The organism is Streptomyces sp. NPDC047061, assembly GCF_040643955.1.
Taxonomy (GTDB): domain Bacteria; phylum Actinomycetota; class Actinomycetes; order Streptomycetales; family Streptomycetaceae; genus Streptomyces.
On record NZ_JBEYVI010000038.1, the window covers coordinates 82,657 to 101,103 of the forward strand.

17 protein-coding genes and 1 pseudogene are annotated in these 18,447 nt (G+C 72.3%); 7 read left to right on the forward strand and 11 right to left on the reverse strand.

What is annotated here, in order from left to right:
- Positions 1 to 23 precede the first annotated feature (23 nt).
- The gene (locus ABZ887_RS39100) at positions 24 to 2,054 is read left to right on the forward strand and encodes an NAD(+) synthase (RefSeq protein ID WP_361300830.1); all 2,031 of its coding nucleotides are present in this window, start codon (positions 24 to 26) and stop codon (positions 2,052 to 2,054) included.
- A gap of 72 nt (positions 2,055 to 2,126) precedes the next feature.
- Here ABZ887_RS39100 and ABZ887_RS39105 read toward each other — a convergent pair whose 3' ends face one another.
- Together ABZ887_RS39105 and ABZ887_RS39110 are read right to left on the reverse strand one after the other, a co-directional pair.
- Complete coding sequence (locus tag ABZ887_RS39105) at positions 2,127 to 2,591, reverse strand: PaaI family thioesterase (protein WP_361300941.1); 465 nt, start codon at positions 2,589 to 2,591, stop codon at positions 2,127 to 2,129.
- A 71-nt stretch (positions 2,592 to 2,662) separates the two neighbouring features.
- Positions 2,663 to 3,247, reverse strand: a complete 585-nt coding sequence (locus ABZ887_RS39110; RefSeq protein WP_361300833.1) for a TetR/AcrR family transcriptional regulator — start codon at positions 3,245 to 3,247, stop codon at positions 2,663 to 2,665.
- A gap of 516 nt (positions 3,248 to 3,763) precedes the next feature.
- On the opposite strand from ABZ887_RS39110, the gene ABZ887_RS39115 reads away from it, so the two are divergent.
- Positions 3,764 to 4,375 carry a hypothetical protein gene (locus tag ABZ887_RS39115; protein ID WP_361300836.1) on the forward strand — a complete coding sequence of 204 codons (612 nt, stop codon included), beginning with the start codon at positions 3,764 to 3,766 and terminating at the stop codon, positions 4,373 to 4,375.
- Positions 4,376 to 4,423: 48 nt separating this feature from the next.
- Here the strand turns inward: ABZ887_RS39115 and ABZ887_RS39120 are convergent, their stop codons facing one another.
- Positions 4,424 to 5,113 carry a DUF6215 domain-containing protein gene (locus ABZ887_RS39120; RefSeq protein WP_361300840.1) on the reverse strand — a complete coding sequence of 230 codons (690 nt, stop codon included), beginning with the start codon at positions 5,111 to 5,113 and terminating at the stop codon, positions 4,424 to 4,426.
- A 158-nt stretch (positions 5,114 to 5,271) separates the two neighbouring features.
- On the opposite strand from ABZ887_RS39120, the gene ABZ887_RS39125 reads away from it, so the two are divergent.
- Complete coding sequence (locus tag ABZ887_RS39125; protein WP_361300843.1) at positions 5,272 to 5,976, forward strand: alpha/beta fold hydrolase; 705 nt, start codon at positions 5,272 to 5,274, stop codon at positions 5,974 to 5,976.
- A 56-nt stretch (positions 5,977 to 6,032) separates the two neighbouring features.
- Positions 6,033 to 7,946: a cellulase family glycosylhydrolase gene (locus tag ABZ887_RS39130; RefSeq protein ID WP_361300846.1), complete on the forward strand. Its 1,914-nt coding sequence runs from the start codon at positions 6,033 to 6,035 to the stop codon at positions 7,944 to 7,946.
- Positions 7,947 to 7,975: 29 nt separating this feature from the next.
- Here the strand turns inward: ABZ887_RS39130 and ABZ887_RS39135 are convergent, their stop codons facing one another.
- Positions 7,976 to 8,806, reverse strand: a complete 831-nt coding sequence (locus ABZ887_RS39135; RefSeq protein WP_361300849.1) for an AfsR/SARP family transcriptional regulator — start codon at positions 8,804 to 8,806, stop codon at positions 7,976 to 7,978.
- A 285-nt stretch (positions 8,807 to 9,091) separates the two neighbouring features.
- Positions 9,092 to 10,072, reverse strand: coding sequence for an EamA family transporter (locus ABZ887_RS39140; protein ID WP_361300852.1), 981 nt, complete (start codon positions 10,070 to 10,072; stop codon positions 9,092 to 9,094).
- A 459-nt stretch (positions 10,073 to 10,531) separates the two neighbouring features.
- On the opposite strand from ABZ887_RS39140, the gene ABZ887_RS39145 reads away from it, so the two are divergent.
- Positions 10,532 to 11,809 carry an FAD-dependent oxidoreductase gene (locus ABZ887_RS39145; protein WP_361300855.1) on the forward strand — a complete coding sequence of 426 codons (1,278 nt, stop codon included), beginning with the start codon at positions 10,532 to 10,534 and terminating at the stop codon, positions 11,807 to 11,809.
- Between the two features lie 27 nt (positions 11,810 to 11,836).
- Here the strand turns inward: ABZ887_RS39145 and ABZ887_RS39150 are convergent, their stop codons facing one another.
- The 5 genes and pseudogenes from ABZ887_RS39150 to ABZ887_RS39170 all read right to left on the reverse strand — a co-directional run bounded on the left by ABZ887_RS39150 (position 11,837) and on the right by ABZ887_RS39170 (position 15,399).
- Positions 11,837 to 12,667, reverse strand: a complete 831-nt coding sequence (locus ABZ887_RS39150) for an AfsR/SARP family transcriptional regulator (protein WP_361300944.1) — start codon at positions 12,665 to 12,667, stop codon at positions 11,837 to 11,839.
- An 82-nt stretch (positions 12,668 to 12,749) separates the two neighbouring features.
- Positions 12,750 to 13,418 (reverse strand): ScbR family autoregulator-binding transcription factor, encoded by a 669-nt coding sequence (locus ABZ887_RS39155; protein WP_361300858.1) that lies wholly within the window; start codon positions 13,416 to 13,418, stop codon positions 12,750 to 12,752.
- A 215-nt stretch (positions 13,419 to 13,633) separates the two neighbouring features.
- Positions 13,634 to 14,299 carry a ScbR family autoregulator-binding transcription factor gene (locus tag ABZ887_RS39160; protein ID WP_361300861.1) on the reverse strand — a complete coding sequence of 222 codons (666 nt, stop codon included), beginning with the start codon at positions 14,297 to 14,299 and terminating at the stop codon, positions 13,634 to 13,636.
- Positions 14,300 to 14,473: 174 nt separating this feature from the next.
- A pseudogene (locus ABZ887_RS39165) lies at positions 14,474 to 14,575 on the reverse strand (short-chain dehydrogenase); the annotation flags it as partial.
- Between the two features lie 92 nt (positions 14,576 to 14,667).
- Complete coding sequence (locus ABZ887_RS39170) at positions 14,668 to 15,399, reverse strand: HAD family phosphatase (protein WP_361300864.1); 732 nt, start codon at positions 15,397 to 15,399, stop codon at positions 14,668 to 14,670.
- Positions 15,400 to 15,796: 397 nt separating this feature from the next.
- Here ABZ887_RS39170 and ABZ887_RS39175 point away from each other — a divergent pair, with 397 nt between their 5' ends.
- On the forward strand, positions 15,797 to 16,753 hold the full coding sequence (locus ABZ887_RS39175; RefSeq protein WP_361300867.1) for a ScbA/BarX family gamma-butyrolactone biosynthesis protein: 957 nt from the start codon (positions 15,797 to 15,799) through the stop codon (positions 16,751 to 16,753).
- A gap of 48 nt (positions 16,754 to 16,801) precedes the next feature.
- Here the strand turns inward: ABZ887_RS39175 and ABZ887_RS39180 are convergent, their stop codons facing one another.
- The gene (locus ABZ887_RS39180) at positions 16,802 to 17,404 is read right to left on the reverse strand and encodes a TIGR03086 family metal-binding protein (RefSeq protein WP_361300870.1); all 603 of its coding nucleotides are present in this window, start codon (positions 17,402 to 17,404) and stop codon (positions 16,802 to 16,804) included.
- Between the two features lie 64 nt (positions 17,405 to 17,468).
- Between ABZ887_RS39180 and ABZ887_RS39185 the strand changes: the two genes are divergently transcribed.
- Positions 17,469 to 18,269, forward strand: coding sequence for an AraC family transcriptional regulator (locus ABZ887_RS39185; RefSeq protein WP_361300873.1), 801 nt, complete (start codon positions 17,469 to 17,471; stop codon positions 18,267 to 18,269).
- Positions 18,270 to 18,447 lie beyond the last annotated feature (178 nt).

The window sequence follows — 18,447 nt, forward strand, 5'->3', positions numbered from 1 at the left end:
CCGTCTCTCCCGAGGAAGCCCCGTTGAACTTCTGGTCGATCTATGAGCACGGCTTCGCACGCGTCGCCTCGTGCACGGGCCACACCGTCATCGCCGACCCCCGGGCCAACGCCGAGGCGGTCCTGCGCCAGGCCCGCCGCTGCGCCGAGGAGGGCGTCGCGGTGGCCGTCTTCCCCGAGCTCGGCCTGACCGGTTACTCGATCGAGGACCTGCTGCTCCAGGACGCGGTGCTCGACCAGGTCGAGGAGGCCCTCGCGACGGTCGCGGCCGGTTCGGCCGGTCTGCTGCCCGTCCTCGTCGTCGGCGCCCCGCTGCGCCACCGCAACCGCGTCTACAACTGCGCGGTGTTCGTGCACCGCGGCCGGATCCTCGGGGTCGCGCCCAAGTCGTACCCGCCGAACTACCGGGAGTTCTACGAGCGGCGCCAGATCGCCGCGGGCGACGACGAGCGGGGCGGCAGCATCCGGATCGGCGGCGAGAGCGTGCCGTTCGGGGTGGACCTGCTGTTCGAGGCGGAGGACGTCCCCGGACTCGTGCTGCACGCCGAGGTCTGCGAGGACATGTGGGTGCCGGTGCCGCCCAGCGCGGAGGCGGCGCTCGCCGGGGCGACCGTGCTGGTCAACCTCTCGGGCAGCCCGATCACGGTCGGCCGTGCGGAGGACCGCAGGCTGCTGTGCCGCTCCGCGTCGCAGCGCTGTCTCGCCGCGTACGTCTACGCGGCGGCCGGACTCGGCGAGTCGTCGACGGACCTGTCCTGGGACGGCCAGACCATGATCTACGAGAACGGCGCGCTGCTGGCCGAGACGGACCGGTTCCCGCTGGACGACCAGTACGCGGTCGCGGACGTGGACCTGGACCTGCTGCGCCAGGAGCGGGCCCGGACGGGGTCGTTCGACGACAACCGGCGTACCCACGCGGCACGCACGGGCGACTTCCGGACCGTCCCGTTCCGCCTCGACCCGCCGACGGCCGACCTCGGGCTGCGCCGTCGCGTCGAGCGCTTCCCCTTCGTCCCGGCCGACCCGCAACGGCTCGCCCAGGACTGCTACGAGGCGTACAACATCCAGGTCGCCGCGCTGCAGCAGCGGCTGGCGGCGATCGGCGGCCCGAAGGTGGTCATCGGGGTGTCCGGCGGCCTCGACTCCACGCACGCGCTGATCGTCGCCGCCCGTGCCATGGACCGCGCGGGCCGCCCGCGCAGCGACATCCTCGCCTTCACCCTGCCGGGTTTCGCGACCGGCGAGCACACCAAGGGCAACGCCCACCGCCTGATGAACTCGCTCGGTGTGACCGCGGCCGAGCTGGACATCACGCCGACCGCGCGGCTGATGCTGCAGGAGATGGGCCACCCGTTCGCCGCCGGCGAGCCCGTCTACGACGTGACCTTCGAGAACGTGCAGGCCGGTCTGCGCACCGACTACCTGTTCCGGCTGGCCAACCAGCGCGGCGGCATCGTCCTCGGCACCGGTGACCTGTCGGAGCTGGCGCTGGGCTGGTCGACGTACGGGGTCGGCGACCAGATGAGCCACTACAACGTCAACTCCGGGGTGCCGAAGACGCTGATCCAGCACCTGATCCGCTGGGTCATCAGCAGCGAGCAGTTCGACGCGGAGACCGGCAAGACCCTTGCCGCGATCCTCGACACGGAGATCAGCCCTGAGCTGGTGCCGGGTGAGGAACTGCAGTCCACCGAGTCGAAGATCGGCCCGTACGCGCTGCACGACTTCACCCTCTACCAGGTGCTGCGGCACGGGTTCCGGCCGTCGAAGATCGCCTTCCTTGCCTGGCACGCCTGGCACGACCGGGAGGCGGGCGCCTGGCCGCCCGGTTTCCCCGAGGGCGAGCGCAAGGCGTACGACCTGGCGGAGATCCGGCACTGGCTGGACTACTTCTGCCGGCGCTTCTTCGCCTTCGCCCAGTTCAAGCGCTCGGCGATGCCGAACGGCCCGAAGGTCTCGGCGGGCGGTTCGCTCTCGCCGCGCGGCGACTGGCGTGCTCCGTCGGACAGTTCGGCGAAGGCTTGGCTCAACGACCTGGCCCGCGTCCCGGAGTAGCCGCCGCCCCTGGGCAGAGCCCCGCCCCTGATCCGTCGGAGGCGGGGCTCTGCGCATGCGTCCGGTCCGTCGTCAGTCGCCGGCCGGCCGCATGACGAGGCAGGTGGTGGTCGCGTGGGCGATCAGTTTCCCGCGCTCGTCCAGGACCTTGCCCTCGGCCGTGGCGGTGGAGCGGCCGACGTGGATGACGGTGCCCTCGGCCGTGAGGGTCTGGCCTCCGGTGTGGGCGGCGCGGATGTAGTTGACCTTGAGTTCCAGGGTGGTGTAGCCGACGCCGGCGGGCAGCGTGGTGTGCACGGCGCAGCCCATCACGGAGTCGAGGAGGGTGGCCGCGATGCCGCCGTGGACGATGCCGAGGGGGTTGGCGAAGTCGGGGCGGGTGTCGAGCGAGATGACCATGCGGCCGTGCTCCACCTCGTCGAAGCGCATGCCGAGCAGCCGGCCGATGGAAGGGGTGACGCTGCCGGCCGGCTGGTCGGACTGTATCCGGCGCATCAGTTCGAGGCCGGACAGGGCGGCGAGTTCGGCGGTGGTCACGGGTGGCTCCTCGGGTGTGCTGGTGGTGGTGCGGACCGGGCCGCGGTCCGGGCCGCGGGCCGCGGTGGTCGTCACTGGTCGTGGAAGGCGTGGGTGAGCAGTTCCCGCAGTTCGGCGGCGGCCGCGTCCAACGGCGCGGTGGTCCGTTCGGCGCGGCACATGATCACGGCGCCTTCGAGGGCGGCGATGACGAAGGCCGCCAGCCGGGTGCTGCGCGGCCGCGGCAGGCCGTGCCGGTGGAAGTGTGCGGCCAGCGCCTCCTGCCAGCGGGCGAAGACGGCGGCGGCGGAGCGGGCGAGCTGGGGTGCCTCGTCGTTGGTCTCCGCGGCCACGGCGACGATCGGACAGCCGACGCGGTAGTCACTCTCCGCCAGCCGTTCCCGCCACAGCGCGAAGAAGGAGTCGACCGCCGCCAGGGGGTCCTCGGCCTCCATGGCAAGGTCGATCCGCCTCAGCATGTGGTCACCGGCCCGGGTCACCGCCTCCTCGACCAGCTGGGCCCGCCCGCCGGGAAAGTGGTGGTACACGGAGCCGCGGGGGGCGCCGGTGCGGGCCAGGACCCGGTCGATACTGGTGGCGCCGGCGCCGTACTCACGGAGCAGCTCCGAGGCACCGCGGAGCATCCGCTCCCGGCTGTCGCTCCTGCGCGGGCTCATGCGACCACCGCCCTTTCCTCGGAGACACGTCCTCCCCCGAGACACATCATGCCCTTACGGGTCAGTAACTTATGGTGTATGCCAGAGAACATGCAAGAGCCACCGACGAACGATCCACCCGGTTTGTGGCCGGCACCCCGGTCGGGGTAGGGCCGATCTTGAGCGAGGCACCCGACTCCGGGTGACACGCGATGCGTTGGTGGTCCAAGGAAAGACGCTCCGCTTCCTGCGGGGAAATGCAGGTGCAAGGCCTGCCCGGCGCTCCATGCGAAGAGCCCCGCCCCTGATCCGTCAGGGGCGGGGCTCTTCGCATGTGCGGTCTACGCCGGCCGCCTGACGCACCCTGACGGGTGAACACCCGGCCGACACCCGGACGGCGCCCCGAAGCGAGGCAAACCACCTGGTCAGGTCCCTCGCCGCAGCGCGGTCGGAGCCGTGCACGACCGGTGACCGGTTGCGGGGCCTCTCCTCGCTTTCCACGGTGGGCGCAGGAAAGCAGTTCTCGAAAGGAAACCCATGCGCGCCCTGGTCTCCCGCGGCCTCCTCGTCTCTCCCCTGGTCTGTGCCGCCCTGGTCCTCGGCCCGGCGGCCGCCTCCTCCGCCGCCGCCGACGCCGGCCGAGCAGCGTCGGGACCCGGTGCCGCGCAGACGCTTCCGCGGCCCGGCTCCGACATCGCGACGCTCCTCGACCGGATCGACGCGACGGACACGACACGGTACGACCGCGCCCTGACGCCTCTGCTGGACGCGCTGCCCGGCCTGACCACGGCGCAGGGCACCCGGACCGACCCGACCCGGGCCGCCGCCTACGCCGAGGCGGTCCGCGAGTGGAGCGGCACGCTCCAGGAGCGGCTGCGGCATCGGCACACCGGCTCCGCCGACCGCGCGCACCGGTTCGCGCCCCGCGCGGCCGACCCCGTCCCGGACCTGCTGAGCGCGATCCGGTCCGCCGTCAACAGCCTGCTCACCTCGCTGACCTCGCTCGACCTCGGCGGAGTGCTGAGTGCCGCCACCGGCCTGCTCGCCCCGGTCCTCGACACGGTCACCGGCCTCCTCGGCGCCGTGCCCCCGCTGCCGGCGCTGCCCTCCGCGGACAGCCTCGTCTCCACGACGACCGTCGCCCCATGAGCAACTGACGGGCCGCGCCGGCGGCTCACCCGGTTCCACCCGGGGCCGTCAGTGCCCGTTCCAGCCCTGGAGGGTCGGCAGCACCTGCTCCGCGACCCGCAGCAGCGCCGTGTCGTCCGGCGGTACGTCGTCCTGCCGCCAGATCGCGACCTCGTACGTGCCCTTGCCGTCGTCCCTCCCGTGCTTGGAGACCAGGACGCAGCGCGCGGTGCCGCCGGGGCCCGTGCTCGCCTTGCCGCCGCCGAGGCTGAAGCCGATGGAGAACGTCGGGCTGGAGTAGAGGACGGCGGGGTGCCCGAGGACGGTCGTCCTGCGGGCGTCGCCCAGGAGACCGCCGGCCTCGGCGACGGTCATGTCGTCGTACGACGCCGTCAGCTTCACGGAGTACGTCTCCAGGGTCACCGTCGCCTCGGGTTCGGCGATCTTCGTGCCCCCGGCGAGCGTCAGCCACTCCCCGCTGCCGTCGGCGGTCTCGATCCGCTCGCGCGAGGTCCCCAACAGGGCCGGCAGGTCCGGGCGGTTGAGCGCCGCGCACAACCGGGCACCGGACACGTAGCGGGCCGGCAGGTGGTCGTCCGAGGCCGAACAGGTCGCCGGTCCGGCGGACGCGTCCTGCTGGTGGACGAACTGCTTCTGCGCCCACAACGCGCCCACGACGACCGCGAACAGGGCCACCGCCGCAAGCGCCTGAAGTCCCGGTCTGCCGGTCTTTTCGGGCTCGCCGAAACCCTCGGTCATGTCCCCCACCCCCGCTGTGCGTCCCCTGTGCGCGCTGGAGCCTAACGGATGTTCACGGGGAAGGCACGCTCCGCACATCCCTCTCGGTGGCCGGGGGTTCCTCCGGGAGTGTTTGATGGCGGGAGCACGATTCAAGCCGGAGGAAACAGGGGGACGCGGTGGCCGACGGACGGGTCGTCGAGGCGGGCGGGAGCGCCCTGGTGGTGCGGCGCAACCCGCGGGACCGGACGCGCGCGGCGGTGCTCGTCCTGCACGGCGGCCAGGAGAACGGACGCCGTCCGGCGCGCCCCTGGCAGCCGGCCGCGCTGCGCATGCGCCCCTTCCTGAGCGCCGCCGCCTCGGTCTCCTCGCCTCGTGACGTGCTGATCGGCCAGGTGCGCTACCGCTACCAGGGCTGGAACGACGACGCCGACCCGCTCCAGGACACCCTGCGCGCCCTCGACGAGTTGCGCGGCCTGGCCGGTGACGCGTCCGTGGTGCTGGTCGGCCACTCGATGGGCGGCCGGGCGGCCCTGCGCGCGGCGTCCGATCCCTCGGTGCGCGGTGTGCTGGCACTCGCCCCCTGGTGCCCGCCCGGCGACCCGGTCGACGATCTCACCGGGACGCGGATCGTCGTACTGCACGGGGACCGCGACCGGACCACCGACCCCGCCGACTCGGCGGCGTATGTACGGAAGGCCCGTACTGCCGGCGCACAGGCCGGGATGGTGCTGCTCAGGGGCGGCGACCACGCGATGCTCCGCCGCAGCCGGGACTGGCACCGCGCCTCCGCCGCCGCCATCAGGCGGTTGCTGCGCCCCGAACGCGACCTCGAGGGGTGGACGGCCGAGGCCTGTGCGTCGGACGAGCCGCTTCTGCGCTGACCCGGGCCCTGGTAGGGTGCCTCGCCCCCACGGGACCCCCACGCAGAGGACTGCCGATGCCGATCGCACGATCGTTCCGGATTGTCACGTACCTGACATCCCTGTTCCTGGTTCTCGCCCTGTTCGGCACGGCCCCGGCCACCGCCGGGCCGCGGTCCGCCACACCGGTACCGGCCGCCTCGGCCGGCGGTACCTGGCAGCCCCCGCTCTCCACCCGGGGCCGCTACATCGTCGACGCCGCCGGCAACCGCTTCCGCCTCAAGGCCGCCAACTGGGACGGCGCGCAGGGCTCCTGGACGGGCAGCGGCAGCATCGACGATCCCGCCAACCACCACGCCGGGCAGGACTCCTACGGCATCCCCCTCGGACTGGACCGCGCGCCTCTGTCCCAACTCGTCTCGGACTTCCAGGCCCTCGGCATCAACAGCATCCGGCTGCCGTTCTCCAACGAGATGATCCACACGACGACCCCGGTACCGGACGCCGCGGTCACCGCCAACCCGCAGCTGCGCGGCAGGACACCGCTGGAGGTGTACGACGCCGTCGTGACCGCCCTCACCGGCGCGGGCTTCGCCGTCATCCTCAACAACCACACCAACACCTCCCGTTGGTGCTGCGGCGTCGACGGCAACGAACGCTGGAACACCGGCCAGTCGACCCAGCAGTGGGCCGACGACTGGGTCTTCATGGCCCGCCGCTACGCCGCGAACTCCCGTGTCGTGGGCGCCGACCTCTACAACGAGGTGCGCCGGAACATACTCGACGACCCCAACTGGGGCCTGGGCGACGACCACGACTGGTACGCGGCGGCCCAGCTCGCCGCCGACCGCATCCTCACCGAGGCGAACCCGAACCTCCTCATCGTCATCGAGGGCATCAACTGGACCGGCCTGCCGGTCGACGGCTTCCCCCACGGCCGCCCGGTCCTCACCCCCGTCCGCACCCTCTCCAACACCCTCGTCGACGCCCACAAGCTGGTCTACTCGGCCCACTTCTACGGCTACACCGGCCCCCACCACAGCGGCGCCACCGGCATCGGTGAGACCAGCGACCCCCGCTACCAGGACCTGAGCCGCGACGACCTGTACCAGGCCCTCGCCGACGAGGCCTTCTTCGTCACCACCGAGGGCAAGCACTACACCGCGCCCGTGTGGGTCAGCGAGTTCGGCATCGGCGCGAACGAGGCCGGCACGGCGGCCCGCACCTGGTTCGGCAACATCACCGACTACTTCACCGACCACGACGCCGACTTCGCCTACTGGCCGCTGGTCGGCTGGGCGGGCCACGACGACTGGTCGCTGCTCAACTACGACACCTCCGGGCACCGGTCCGGCATCCTCGACGGCGGCGACTGGCGGGCCACGGCCTGGGACCACCTCATGAACTCCGCCGGCCGCACGGGGTACGTCGCGCCGGGGACGACCTGGCGCATGCTGGCCACGGACCACGGCGACCAGGTCGAGTCCCTGCGCGTGCGGGCGGGCGGCGACTGGGACTCGGGCGCCTACAAGGCGGTCTGCCCGGACGGGCTGCGGCTGATCGGCCTCGCGCACTCCGGCGGACGCGGGCTGTGCACCGACGCGACCGCCGGCGACCTGCGCGCCACGGGCAGCGCGCAGACGGTGGTCACGGACGAGCGGTACGTGCCGGCGGGCGGCGACTGGGCCTCCGGGTACACCAAGTACCAGTGCCCGGCGGGCCAGTTCGCCATCGGCTACAGCCGTCGCGGGGAGCGGGTGTCGGCGGTGCTGTGCGCACCCGCGCGCGCCGCGCTGGGCACGAGCGGCCGGACGGTGTGGTTCGACCGGTCCGACAACCGCCCCGCCGACGGGGCGGGCGACGACTTCGCCTACGGCGCCTACAAGGGCCAGTGCGCCGCCGGTGAGTACGTCGCCGGAGTCGCCTTCACCACCAGGGCGGGCAGCACACAGGGTCCCGCCGCCGTGCTGTGCGTCCCGTTGGCGGCCTAGCCGCCGCGAACCCCGTCCCCGGTGGAGGTTCAGGGCACGCGGGCCAGTTCGTCGTGGTGCGGCGGTGGGCCTGGGTTCTCGGCGGTGGCCGTGAGGATGGACTGCTGGAGGCGGCGCAGGCGCGCCGACGGCTCCAGCCCCAGGTCCCTGACGAGGAGGGTGCGCAGCCGCTGGTAGGCGAGGAGGGCCTCGCCGCGCCGGCCCGAGCGGTAGAGGGCGAGCATGAACTGCGCGTGCAGGTTCTCGTGGGAGGGGTGGCGGCTGGTCAGGACGGTGAGTTCGGCGAGCAGTTCGCGGTGCCTGCCGAGCCTGAGGTCGGCCTCGATGCGCTGGTCCAGCGCGAACAGCCGGCTCTCCTCCAGCCGCCGCGCCTCCGTGCCCAGGTGGACCCCGGTGGGCACGTCGGCGAAGGGCGGGCCGCTCCACAGGTCGAGCGCCTGGCGCAGGGTGCCGGAGGCGCCCGCGAGGTTCCCGTCGTCCATGGCGCGACCGCCCTGTTCGCGCAGCCGGTCGAACTCCCGGATGTCGCTGCCGCCGCCTCCGGCGGCGAGCAGATAGCCGCCCGGCAGGGTCTCCAGCACGTCCTTGGCGGAGCGGGCGGCCGCGCCGCCGGGATCCGCGCCCCGGCGCAGTGCCGCCGCGATGAGCTCCCTGAGCTGGAGCACATAGGTCTGCAGGGTGGTGCGGGCACTGCGTGGTGGAGTGCCCGCCCAGAGTTCCTCGATCAGGGTCGGGACGGACACCACCTGGTCGGCGTGCAGGGCCAGCAGGGCCAGCACCTGGCGGGGCTTCGGCGCGGTCGGGGCGATGGAGGCCCCGTTCTCCCGTACGTTCAGTGCGCCCAGCAGCCCGATGTCCACACGCGTCTCCCTGGTCCTCTCAGCTGACACTCCGCCAGTAGAAAACAGCATGGACAGTCTGTCAACAGGGCAGCGGCTGGACCATTTCTGACGAACCGCCGGAGAACGACGGCAGCGCTCCACCCCGCCCCTCCCGGTCACCGAAGCGCCAGCTTAACCGCACTGCTCCGGTGACCGCGGGGGCGGTCTCGATCCGATCGGGTCACTCGACTCGGCCACCGAATCAGGCTGGATCCCACCCTTGGAGGTCACCCAAAAGAGACCACCTGGTCGGTTACTTTGTGGTCACTCGGAGCGCGCTCTCCGCCCGCGGCTGCCGACGGGTACGGCGAGGAGCACGATGCCCAGCGCCAGCACCGCCAGTCCGCACCAGGAGACGCCCGGCAGGCGCTCGCCCAGGACCGCGACTCCAAGGACCGCGGCCACGGCCGGCTCGGCCAGGGTCAGGGTCGTCGCGGTCTGGGGGGCGGTACGGCGCAGGCCGTGCCCGAACAGGCGGTAGCAGAGGAAGGTGGTGACCGCCCCGAGGTACAGGACGACCAGCGCGCCCCGCACCGTCAGCAGCCCGCCACCCGCACCCCACAGCACCACCGGCAGGACGAGCAGCGCCGCTCCCCCGAACATCACGCCCATCACGGCGCCGGAGGCATGCCCGCGGGCGATCAGTTCCCCGCCGACCAGGGCGTACACGGCGTACGACAGCCCCGCGAGCCCGGCCGACAGGACGCCGAGGACGTCCACGGGGGCGCCGTCACCGGAGAGCCCCGGCCCGAGGACGAGCACCGTGCAGCCGAGGACGGCCGCCGCGGTCGCGGTGGCCCAGCGGGCCGAGGGGCGGGAACGGCGGCTGCACCAGGCGAGGAGACCGGCGAAGACGGGGGCGCCGCCGAGCGCGATCACGGTGGCCACGGCCACGCCCGTGCGGGCGACGGCGGGATAGAAGGAGAGCGGGTACCCGGCCACCGCGAGGGTGCCGAGGGCGAGCAGCCGGCGCTCGCCGCCGGTGCAGGCCCTCGGCAGGGAGCGGCTGCCGGGTGCGGCCAGGAACAGCAGCAGACCGCCGAGGACCAGGCCGGCGGCACCGACGGCCGCGGCCGGCACTGCGGCGGGGGCGAGGGAACTCGCGGTCCCGGTGGTGCCCCACAGCACGGCGGCCGCGAGGATCGGGAACGGCCCGGCGAACGGGCCGGAACGGCGGGGACGCGGGCGCGCGGAGGCGGCGCCGCCGAGCGCGCGGGAGGAAGGGGATGAGGTGTCGTTCGGCACAGTCGTGAACTTCCGTCGTCGAATACCGTCTGCGGACTGGTTTCGATGCGGGCGCACGACGTGAGCCCCGGGCCGCCTCGGAGGCAGGGCCGGGAGCGTGGGTTCGAGCCGTCAGCGGGTGCGCCCGGTCAGGCGCAGAGCGGCGGCAGGACGACGTGCCAGTAGGTGTTCACGGGGCGATCCTACCGGGGCGGGCCGACCGCGGGCACCGACCGGTACTGACGGTTCCGTGATCATCGGCAGCCGCCCTCCGCACGTCAATGACATGCTCGACGTCACTTGTCGTATAGTTCGACCAAGTTTTGGCCAACGTGCGTCGATATCGTTTCCGGACACCCGCCCGTGGGAGAGACTCACCCGCGGAGGGGGGACGAGCACGTCCGTTTCACGCCCGGACGTGCCATCCCGCAGTGTCGCGCCGCTTTGGGGAAGGCGGCGAGCAGACAAGCGGAGGATTGCATGACGCAGTCGCTTCCGGGGCAGCGCCCTGCCCAGGAGCAGACGTTCGCCGGACACGGGCGGCCACCCGTCGTCGTGATCGGTGCCGGGCCGTACGGACTGTCGGTGGCCGCCCACCTGCGGGCGGCGGGGGCACCGGTCCGCGTCTTCGGTGATGTGATGGGCAGCTGGCGGCACGCCATGGCCACCGGGATGTACCTCAAATCGACGCCGGACGCGACCGACCTGTCGGCGCCGGAGCCCGGTGGCCGGCTGGCGGACTTCCGGCGCGCGCAGAGCGAGCCGGAGCTGACCGAGCTGACACCGATCCCGTGCGATGTCTTCGTGCGGTACGGGCAGTGGTTCCGGAAGCGGTACGTCGGTGAGGTCGAGCCGACCCGGGTGACGGCGGTCGAACGGCCGGCGGACGGCCCCGGCTTCGTCGTCCGGCTGGACGACGGGAAGGAGATGGCGGCCTCGGCCGTCGTGGTGGCGACGGGCCTGAACGGTCTCGCCCATGTCCCGGACGAGCTGCGGCAGCTCGCCCCCGAGGGGCCGGGCCCGCGGGCCCGCGTGTCCCACACCAGCCACCACACGGATCTGTCCGTGTACGCGGGACGGCGGGTGGCCGTCGTCGGCGGTGGCCAGTCCGCGCTGGAGAGCGCCGCGCTGCTGCACGAGGCGGGCGCCGAGGCGCAGGTCCTGGTGCGCGAGCGGACGGTGCTGTGGGGCATGACGCCCGACCTGGCCCGGCCCTGGACGCAGCGGGTGGCCAAGCCGGCCTCGCCGCTCGGCACGGGCTGGATCCTGGCCGCGGTGTGCGCGTCGCCCGGCGGTGTGCGGTGGCTGCCCGCGTCGGCCCGGCTGCTGCTGTTCCGGCGGGCGCTCGGGCCCTCGGGCGGCTGGTGGCTGCGGGACCGGGTGGAGGGTGCCGTACCGGTGCGCACCGAGCGCCGGGTCACGGGGGCCGCGGTCCACGGCTCGGAGGTGCGTCTGGACGTCGCCGGTCCCGGGGGCGAGCGCGAGTCCCTGGCCGTCGACCATGTGCTGGCGGCCACCGGTTACCGGCTGGACCTGGACGCCCTGCCGTTCCTGTCTCCCGCGGTGCGGGACGCCGTGGCGTGCGTGCCGGGCTCGCGGGCGCCCGCGTTGCGGGGGACGTTCGAGTCGTCGGTGCCGGGCCTGTACTTCACGGGTTCGCTCGCGGCGCCGATGTTCGGGCCGATGATGCGGTTCGTGGCGGGCACGGAGTTCGCCGCCGTCCGTATCGCCCGGCACGCCGCGGCGGCCGTCGGATAAGTCAGGCAGCCGGTTCGGGCGGGCCCGTCAGCCGATCCGGGCGAGCGGGTCCGCCGCACCGGGACCGGGAGCCGGGGTCTCGTCGGCGGGGGCCGTCAGCACGGACTGCCGGATTCTGCCCAGCGCGGCGGAGGGTTCCAGTCCCTGGTCGCGCACCAGGGTGGTGCGCAGTCGCTGGTAGGCGTCGAGGGCGTCGCTCCGGCGGCCCGAGCGGTGCAGGGCGAGCATGAGCTGGCCGCACAGGCTCTCGTGGGTGGGGTGGCGGGCGGCCAGCACGGTGAGCTCGGGGATCAGCTCGCGGTGCCGGCCGAGCCGCAGGTCGGCCTCGATGCGCTGGTCCAGCGCGCACAGCCGGCTCTCCTCCAGTCCGCGGATCCGGGCGTGCAGGTACTCCCCCGCGGAGATGTCGGCCAGGGCCGGGCCCCGCCACAGGTCGAGCGCTGCGCGCAGCAGCCGGGCGGCCTCGCGCTGGTCCCCGGCCTCCCTCGTCCGGTATCCGCTGTCGGCGATCCGCTCGAACTCCCGGACGTCGCTGATGCCTTCACCGCTGTCGAGCAGATAGCCGCCGGGCACGGTACGCAGGACCTGTTTGGCGGTGCGCGCGCCCGCTCCGTCGCCGGTCTCCGCCAGTGCCGAGGCGATGAGGTCGCGCAGGTGCATGATGTACGTCTGCAGGGTGGGGCGTGCGCTGCGCGGTGGCTGTCGCCCCCAGAGTTCCTCGGTCAGCGTCCCGACGGTCACCGCCCGGTCGGCGTGCAGTGCGAGCACGGCGAGCACGTGACGCGGCTTGGGTGCGGTCGGGATGATGGGGACGCCGTTCTCACGCACGTCGAGAGCGCCGAGTATGCCGATGTCCATGCCGTACCTCTGCTCGTCCGCCACCGTGGGTGGTGTGGGGCGATTCCCTGGCCCCCGAGTCAAAAACGGCACAGGCGGTTTGTCAAACCGAACTCCGGCCGGTCGGCGCGCTCTTGGCCCGCGACCAGGGGTCGGAGCAGGTGTCGGGATGCGCGATGCCCGCGAACTGGTCACCCCGCGCGGCGAGTTGGGGCAGCACGAGGGACCAGAACTGCTCGACGTGCCGGGGTGAGATCCGGTCGCGGTCCTCCGCGCCGAGCACTTCGAAGCCGACCGTCGCGGCGACTATCACCGCGGCCACCCGGTCCGGTGACACCCCTTCGGCCAGCTCCCCCGAACGCTGCGCGCGCAGCAGTTCCTCGCACACCCAGGCACGCCACCAGCAGCCGAAGCCCATGGCGTTCTTGCGGGAGGGATCGACGCTCAGCTTGAAGCCGGCGCGGACGACGACGTCGGCGGCGACCGCGCCCAGGACCTCGCGGGTGACCGTGACCAGCAGGTGCAGTGCGGAGGCGGCCGACGGCCGCCGGTCGGCGACCAGTTGCTCGACGGACCGCCGGGCCGCGCTCTCCACCTCGATCGCGAGGGCGTCCTTGTTGGGGAAGTGGAAGTGCAGCGCTCCGGTGCTCACTCCCGCCCGCCGGCTGATCGCGGGCAGCGAGGACAGCGCGTACCCGTCGGCGGCGAAGAACTCCGCGGCGGCAACGACGAGGGCCTGGCGGGTTCGGGCCGCCCGGAGCTGCTTCACCATCGCGTCCCCCTGTCGATCCGGGCGAACCCGGAATCGGGTGGTCAGATTCCCCTTGGGCCTGCAACGTTCCGATACGAAAGCCTTGGCGAACAGCATGGTCGGGAGCTTGCCGGTGCTCGGGGCCCGGCCGGACTGGTCCGGCGGTCCTCGCACCCCGCCCGAGGCGCGACTCCACGGGCGTAACAAACCAGGAAGGCGGTTTGGTTCGAGGCTGGTCAGGCCTCGGTGGGTACGGGCGGTGCCTGCCGGTTGCGCTCGACTTCCTCGACGACCCGGGCGCCCCGGTCCGGCGCGGTGTCCAGCCGGATCAGGGCCGCGGGAGTGGCTATGGCCGGGAGTACGTGGTTGTAGAGGACGGAGATGCGGTCGTTGAGGTCGGTCCAGTCGGAGACGACCTCGGACATGAACTGGGTCCCGATCCAGGCCCCGAGGAAGCACTCGGCGGTCTCGCGCGGCGTGACGTGCGGCAGCACCTCGCCACGCCCCTTCGCCTCCACGAGCTTGTCCGTCACCAGCTGGGTCCAGGCGGGCCAGGCGCTGCCGAACAGGGAACGCCCCTGGATGTCGGCGGACAGCCGTATGCCGGCGAGGAGGATGACCTCCTTGGGGATCCGGTAGGCCAGCGTCATGCCGATGTCCACCCACTCCTGGAGCTTCAGCTCGCGCGGAACCCAGTAGTCGTCGCTGATCTGGGCGTTGATCACACCCCGCGCGAGGGCTTCCTTGGAGTCGAAGTGGAAGTAGAGGGCACCCTTGGTGACTCCGGCCCGCTCGAGGATCTCGGAGATCGTCGCCGCCGTGTATCCGCGCTCCGCGAAGACCGCGGCGGCGGCCTCGACAACAGCGCGCCGGGTCCGAATCGCACGCTCCTGACGCACCATGGGGACCCCTCCTCGGTCAAAACAAAACCGGACGTGACGTACCTTACCCCAATCGGGGGTCGGTATTTCGGCCGCACAGTATCGATTCCCGGACGGCCCCGCCCTGATCCCACGCCGGTTTCACGCAGGTCCCGCGCCGGAGCCGGAGCCTCGGCGCGGAACCTGCCGGGCAGTTCACCAGGCGGTGCGACCGCCGTCCACGGTAAGTGTGGCACCCGCGACGAAGCTCGCCCTGCCACCGCACAGCCGGGCGGCCGCTTCCACGTCCTCCTCCGGACCGGCGGCGCGGGCCGCGGCGACCCCGATGCCGCCGCTCACGCCGGTGACGGGAGCGCCCCGGCCCGCCGGTACCGCACCGCCCCCGGCGGTCATCCCGTCACCTCACGCGCGCCGGAGAGAGAGTCGGCGTCCTGCCAGACGGTGCCGAGCCCGGCCTCCCGGTCGAGGGTGCGCAGGCGCTCCTCGTCGATCTCGGCGAGGCCGCCGACCAGGTGCCGGACGCCGAGTTCGCGCATCAGCTCGCGCTGGAAGCCGTGCGCGAAGGTGCTGGGGTGGCCCACGAAGGGCACGTCCAGTTCCTTGGCGTGGCCGGCGAACCGGGCGACGTCGTCGATGAAGAGGACCTGGTGGTGGTCGAGGCCGAAGCGGTCCCGGACGATCTCCCGGATGCCCGGGCGGAAGTCGTTGGTGCAGATGTAGTGCGGCGCGGTGAACAGGTGCTCCCAGGCGCCGAGATGGCGGCGGAAGTGGTCCTCGTCGAGGCCGCCGTAGCAGATGACGTCCAGGCCCAGGGCGCGCAGCCGGTGCAGGAGTTCCTCGGCGCCGTCGAGGATGTGGACGGGGTGGTCGCGGAGGTACCGCTCGCGCTCGGCGAAGTAGTCGGCGATGGCCTCCCGCTCGCTCACCCCGGCGCCGGTCTCCTCCAGCAGCACCTTCGCGGCCGCGAGCCGGGACTGCGAGAAGAGCCGCTGCTCCAGCTCCCGGGTGTACGCACCGCCGTACTTGAGGACGAGACGGTGCAGAACGGGGCTGAAGCTGTCGTTGAGCAGGACGCCGTCGATGTTGACGGCGGCGAGGCGCAGGGTGCGCAGTGGTTCCATCGGGGGTCTCCCTCTCGCAGGCCGTTCGACAATCATGCAGGGGCTGTCGAGGCGGGGTGCGGTTCGGGCGCCACGTCAGGAGGGCCGACGCCGGGGGAACTTGGCCAAAAGAGACCGTCGGACAGGTTTTCGCGCGGGCGGTCCGGACTCCGGCCGCATCGACAACAAGCCGTCGACATCTGCCACTTAGTCCGTTTTTCGCCGTGCCTTCAGCGTGGTTGAGCGCAAAAATACTTGGCCAAACCACCACTGAGCGGAGTCATGCATGGATCGAGTCGAACCACGCTTGGTGAATCCTTTACCTAGTGGCCGACCCGAGAAAACCGGTAGGTCCGTATCTTATAGGCGTCGAACAGAGCTTCAAGCCAACGAAGAGCTATCCGACGGGGGGTTGCCGATGAGCCTGTCCACCGGCGAGATCGGAGTCGGTCTGCCCGCACTGCCCCGGCTGACCACCACGGTCCCCAAGGAGTACGTGCACCGCGCATCCCTCGCCGAGGTGTTCCTCACCGGCTGTACCGCCCAGGACGACGGGCTGCGGTTCTCCCTCACCGGACAGTGGCCCCGCGCCCACACGTTCTTCAACAGCCCCGACGGTGCGAGCCATGACCCGCTCCAGGCCGCAGAGACGTTTCGTCAGGCCGGTATGTTCGTGACGCACGCGGAACACGGTGTCCCGCTCGGCCATCACTTCGTGCTGTGGTCGCTCAGCTGCCACACCGATCTGGAGCGGCTGCGGATCGCCTCCCGGCCCACCGACTTCGAACTCGACGTGACCTGCCCGGACTCCGCACCGCGCGGCCGGGCTTCCGCGCGCCGGATGGGCATCGGGTTCGTCCTGCGCCGGGACGGCCTGGCCGTGGCCCACGGGGAGGGGCGCTACTCCATCGTCACACCGCCCGTCTACGCCCGGCTGCGCGCCAACCGGCCGGAGCGGCAGGCGGCTTCGGCCGGACCCGTCGTCGCGCCCGGCCCGATGCCACCGGCGGCCGTGGGCCGCACCTCCCCCGCCGACGTGGTGCTGACGGCCACGGACGCGCCGGACCGCTGGCTGCTCACCCCGGACCTGGACCACCCGATCCTGTTCGACCACGGCGGTGATCACCTGCCCGGCATGGTCCTGATGGAGGGCGCCCGTCAGGCCGCCTGCGCCCGGCTGGCGCCCCGTGCGCTGATCCCGGCGAGCACGTCCACGTCGTTCAACCGGTACGTCGAACTCGACAGCCCCTGCTGGATCGACATCACGGGGGTGACGACCAGGTGCGACGGCACGGCGACCGTCGACGTCGCCGGCGTGCAGGACGGCGAGGTCGTCTTCACGTCCGCGGTGAGCGGACCGGTGGCCGGGGTCTGAGGAACACCCGCGTCCGATCGTGCGCCGAGCATGCGCCGGAGGAGGAGATCAGCCCGTGGACCGGTCCCAGCCCGGGTCGCGGCCGGAGGCCGCAAGGGCGCGATCCAGGAACGAGGCGGTGGCAGGCACCGGCACCGGAGCGGCGAAGCCACCGTACCGGCGATATGTCTCGGCGTGTTCTTCGACCACTCCGAGAACCAGACGGGCCAGATCGTCCTCGACCACGACCTGCTGACCGGTGGCCTTGGCGACGTCCCAGCCGTGGAGCACCATCTCCTTGATCACCATCTGGGCGACCGACGCTGCCGGCATGGTCATCCCGCCCAGATCCACCTCCCCCTCCCAGACGGCCGGATCCGACCAGGCCGCCACCGCACGGTCGAGCTGGTCCGCGTAGGCACCGGCCCAGCCGGGGTCGGTGGTGAAGTCTCGCGTCACCAGCTCTTCCGGCAGAGACTCCCGGCGTGCCCGGCGTTCGAGGCCGTGGGAGGTGTAGAGCACCCAGTGGTCGACCAGGGTCCTGGTGTCGAAATCGGCGCAGGGCGTCGGCCCGATCAGCTGTTCCGTTCGGACACCGCGGGCAATGCGCGCGGCCTCCGCTGCGGCATGGGCCATGAGGGGGTGAAGTGGGTGGATCGGGTGACCGTTCATGTGCCGATCCTCACCCCGTCGGCGAACCGTGTCTTGAACAAACGCGACAGCTAGCCTGGCGGGTATGACCTCCCCGGACCTCGGACGTGGGGTGCTGCATCCCGGCCGGGCCGCGGCCGCGATCACCCTGACCCGGCACGATCCCGACCCGCGACTGGCGCGCTTCGTCGAGTTCTACTGGCTGGTGCGCTGGCACCGTGACGGCCTACCTGCCTACGAGCAGAAGGTGCTCGTCCACCCCAACGTCCACCTCGTCTTCGAGGCCCCGTCGGCTCTCGTCTACGGGGTCAGCCGGTCACTCTTCGTACGTAGGCTGGAGGGGACCGGACACGTGCTCGGAGTCAAGTTCCGCCCTGGAGGGTTCCGCCCGTTCACCGACCGCCCGGTGGCCGACCTCGCCGACCGGGCCGTCCCGGCCGCCGAGGTCTTCGGCTCCGGGTCGGACCTGCTCAATGACGAGGTGCTCCGCAGCGTCGGGGATCCCGCTGCCATCGCCTCCCGCGTGAACTCCTTTCTGCTCGCCCGCGCGCCGGAGCCCGATCCGGTGGCCGAGCAGGTCGCTGCAATGGTTGACCGCATCACCGGCTCGCCCGATCTGCGCAGGGTCGACCAAGTGGCCGAGGAGTTCGGCATCACTGTGCGTCGCCTGCAACGCCTGTTCGCCGAGTATGTCGGTGCCGCCCCGAAGTGGGTTCTGCGCCGAGCCCGGCTGCACGAGGCCGCCGAGCGCGCCGACCGGGGCACGGACATCGACTGGGCGGCGCTCGCCGCCGACCTCGGCTACGCCGATCAGGCCCACTTCACCCGCGACTTCACGTCCACGGTCGGTACGTCACCGGTTCGCTATGCCTCGGGCCAACCGTGATTCCTGCTCGACGTGGCCGGCCCCAGCAGCAGCGCAGGAGATCCCGGGCCGTGCCTGCCGCCATGCCTGCGTCAGACTCCGTCATCGTCGGCGTACGGGTCGCGCAGCCCCCGGTGTGCCCGGAGTCCCCGGGCAGATCGGGGAGTTGAGACTCGGACGCTGTTCCTCAACCCTCTGG

What these genes read in the sequence shown, in the direction of transcription:
- ABZ887_RS39110 (WP_361300833.1), bottom strand. Translation starts at nt 3,247, where the DNA reads ATGAGCCCGCGCAGGAGCGACAGCCGGGAGCGGATGCTCCGCGGTGCC.
- ABZ887_RS39115 (WP_361300836.1), top strand. Translation starts at nt 3,764, where the DNA reads ATGCGCGCCCTGGTCTCCCGCGGCCTCCTCGTCTCTCCCCTGGTCTGT.
- ABZ887_RS39120 (WP_361300840.1), bottom strand. Translation starts at nt 5,113, where the DNA reads ATGACCGAGGGTTTCGGCGAGCCCGAAAAGACCGGCAGACCGGGACTT.
- ABZ887_RS39130 (WP_361300846.1), top strand. Translation starts at nt 6,033, where the DNA reads ATGCCGATCGCACGATCGTTCCGGATTGTCACGTACCTGACATCCCTG.
- ABZ887_RS39145 (WP_361300855.1), top strand. Translation starts at nt 10,532, where the DNA reads ATGACGCAGTCGCTTCCGGGGCAGCGCCCTGCCCAGGAGCAGACGTTC.
- ABZ887_RS39150 (WP_361300944.1), bottom strand. Translation starts at nt 12,667, where the DNA reads ATGGACATCGGCATACTCGGCGCTCTCGACGTGCGTGAGAACGGCGTC.
- ABZ887_RS39155 (WP_361300858.1), bottom strand. Translation starts at nt 13,418, where the DNA reads ATGGTGAAGCAGCTCCGGGCGGCCCGAACCCGCCAGGCCCTCGTCGTT.
- ABZ887_RS39160 (WP_361300861.1), bottom strand. Translation starts at nt 14,299, where the DNA reads ATGGTGCGTCAGGAGCGTGCGATTCGGACCCGGCGCGCTGTTGTCGAG.
- ABZ887_RS39170 (WP_361300864.1), bottom strand. Translation starts at nt 15,399, where the DNA reads ATGGAACCACTGCGCACCCTGCGCCTCGCCGCCGTCAACATCGACGGC.
- ABZ887_RS39175 (WP_361300867.1), top strand. Translation starts at nt 15,797, where the DNA reads ATGAGCCTGTCCACCGGCGAGATCGGAGTCGGTCTGCCCGCACTGCCC.
- ABZ887_RS39180 (WP_361300870.1), bottom strand. Translation starts at nt 17,404, where the DNA reads ATGAACGGTCACCCGATCCACCCACTTCACCCCCTCATGGCCCATGCC.
- ABZ887_RS39185 (WP_361300873.1), top strand. Translation starts at nt 17,469, where the DNA reads ATGACCTCCCCGGACCTCGGACGTGGGGTGCTGCATCCCGGCCGGGCC.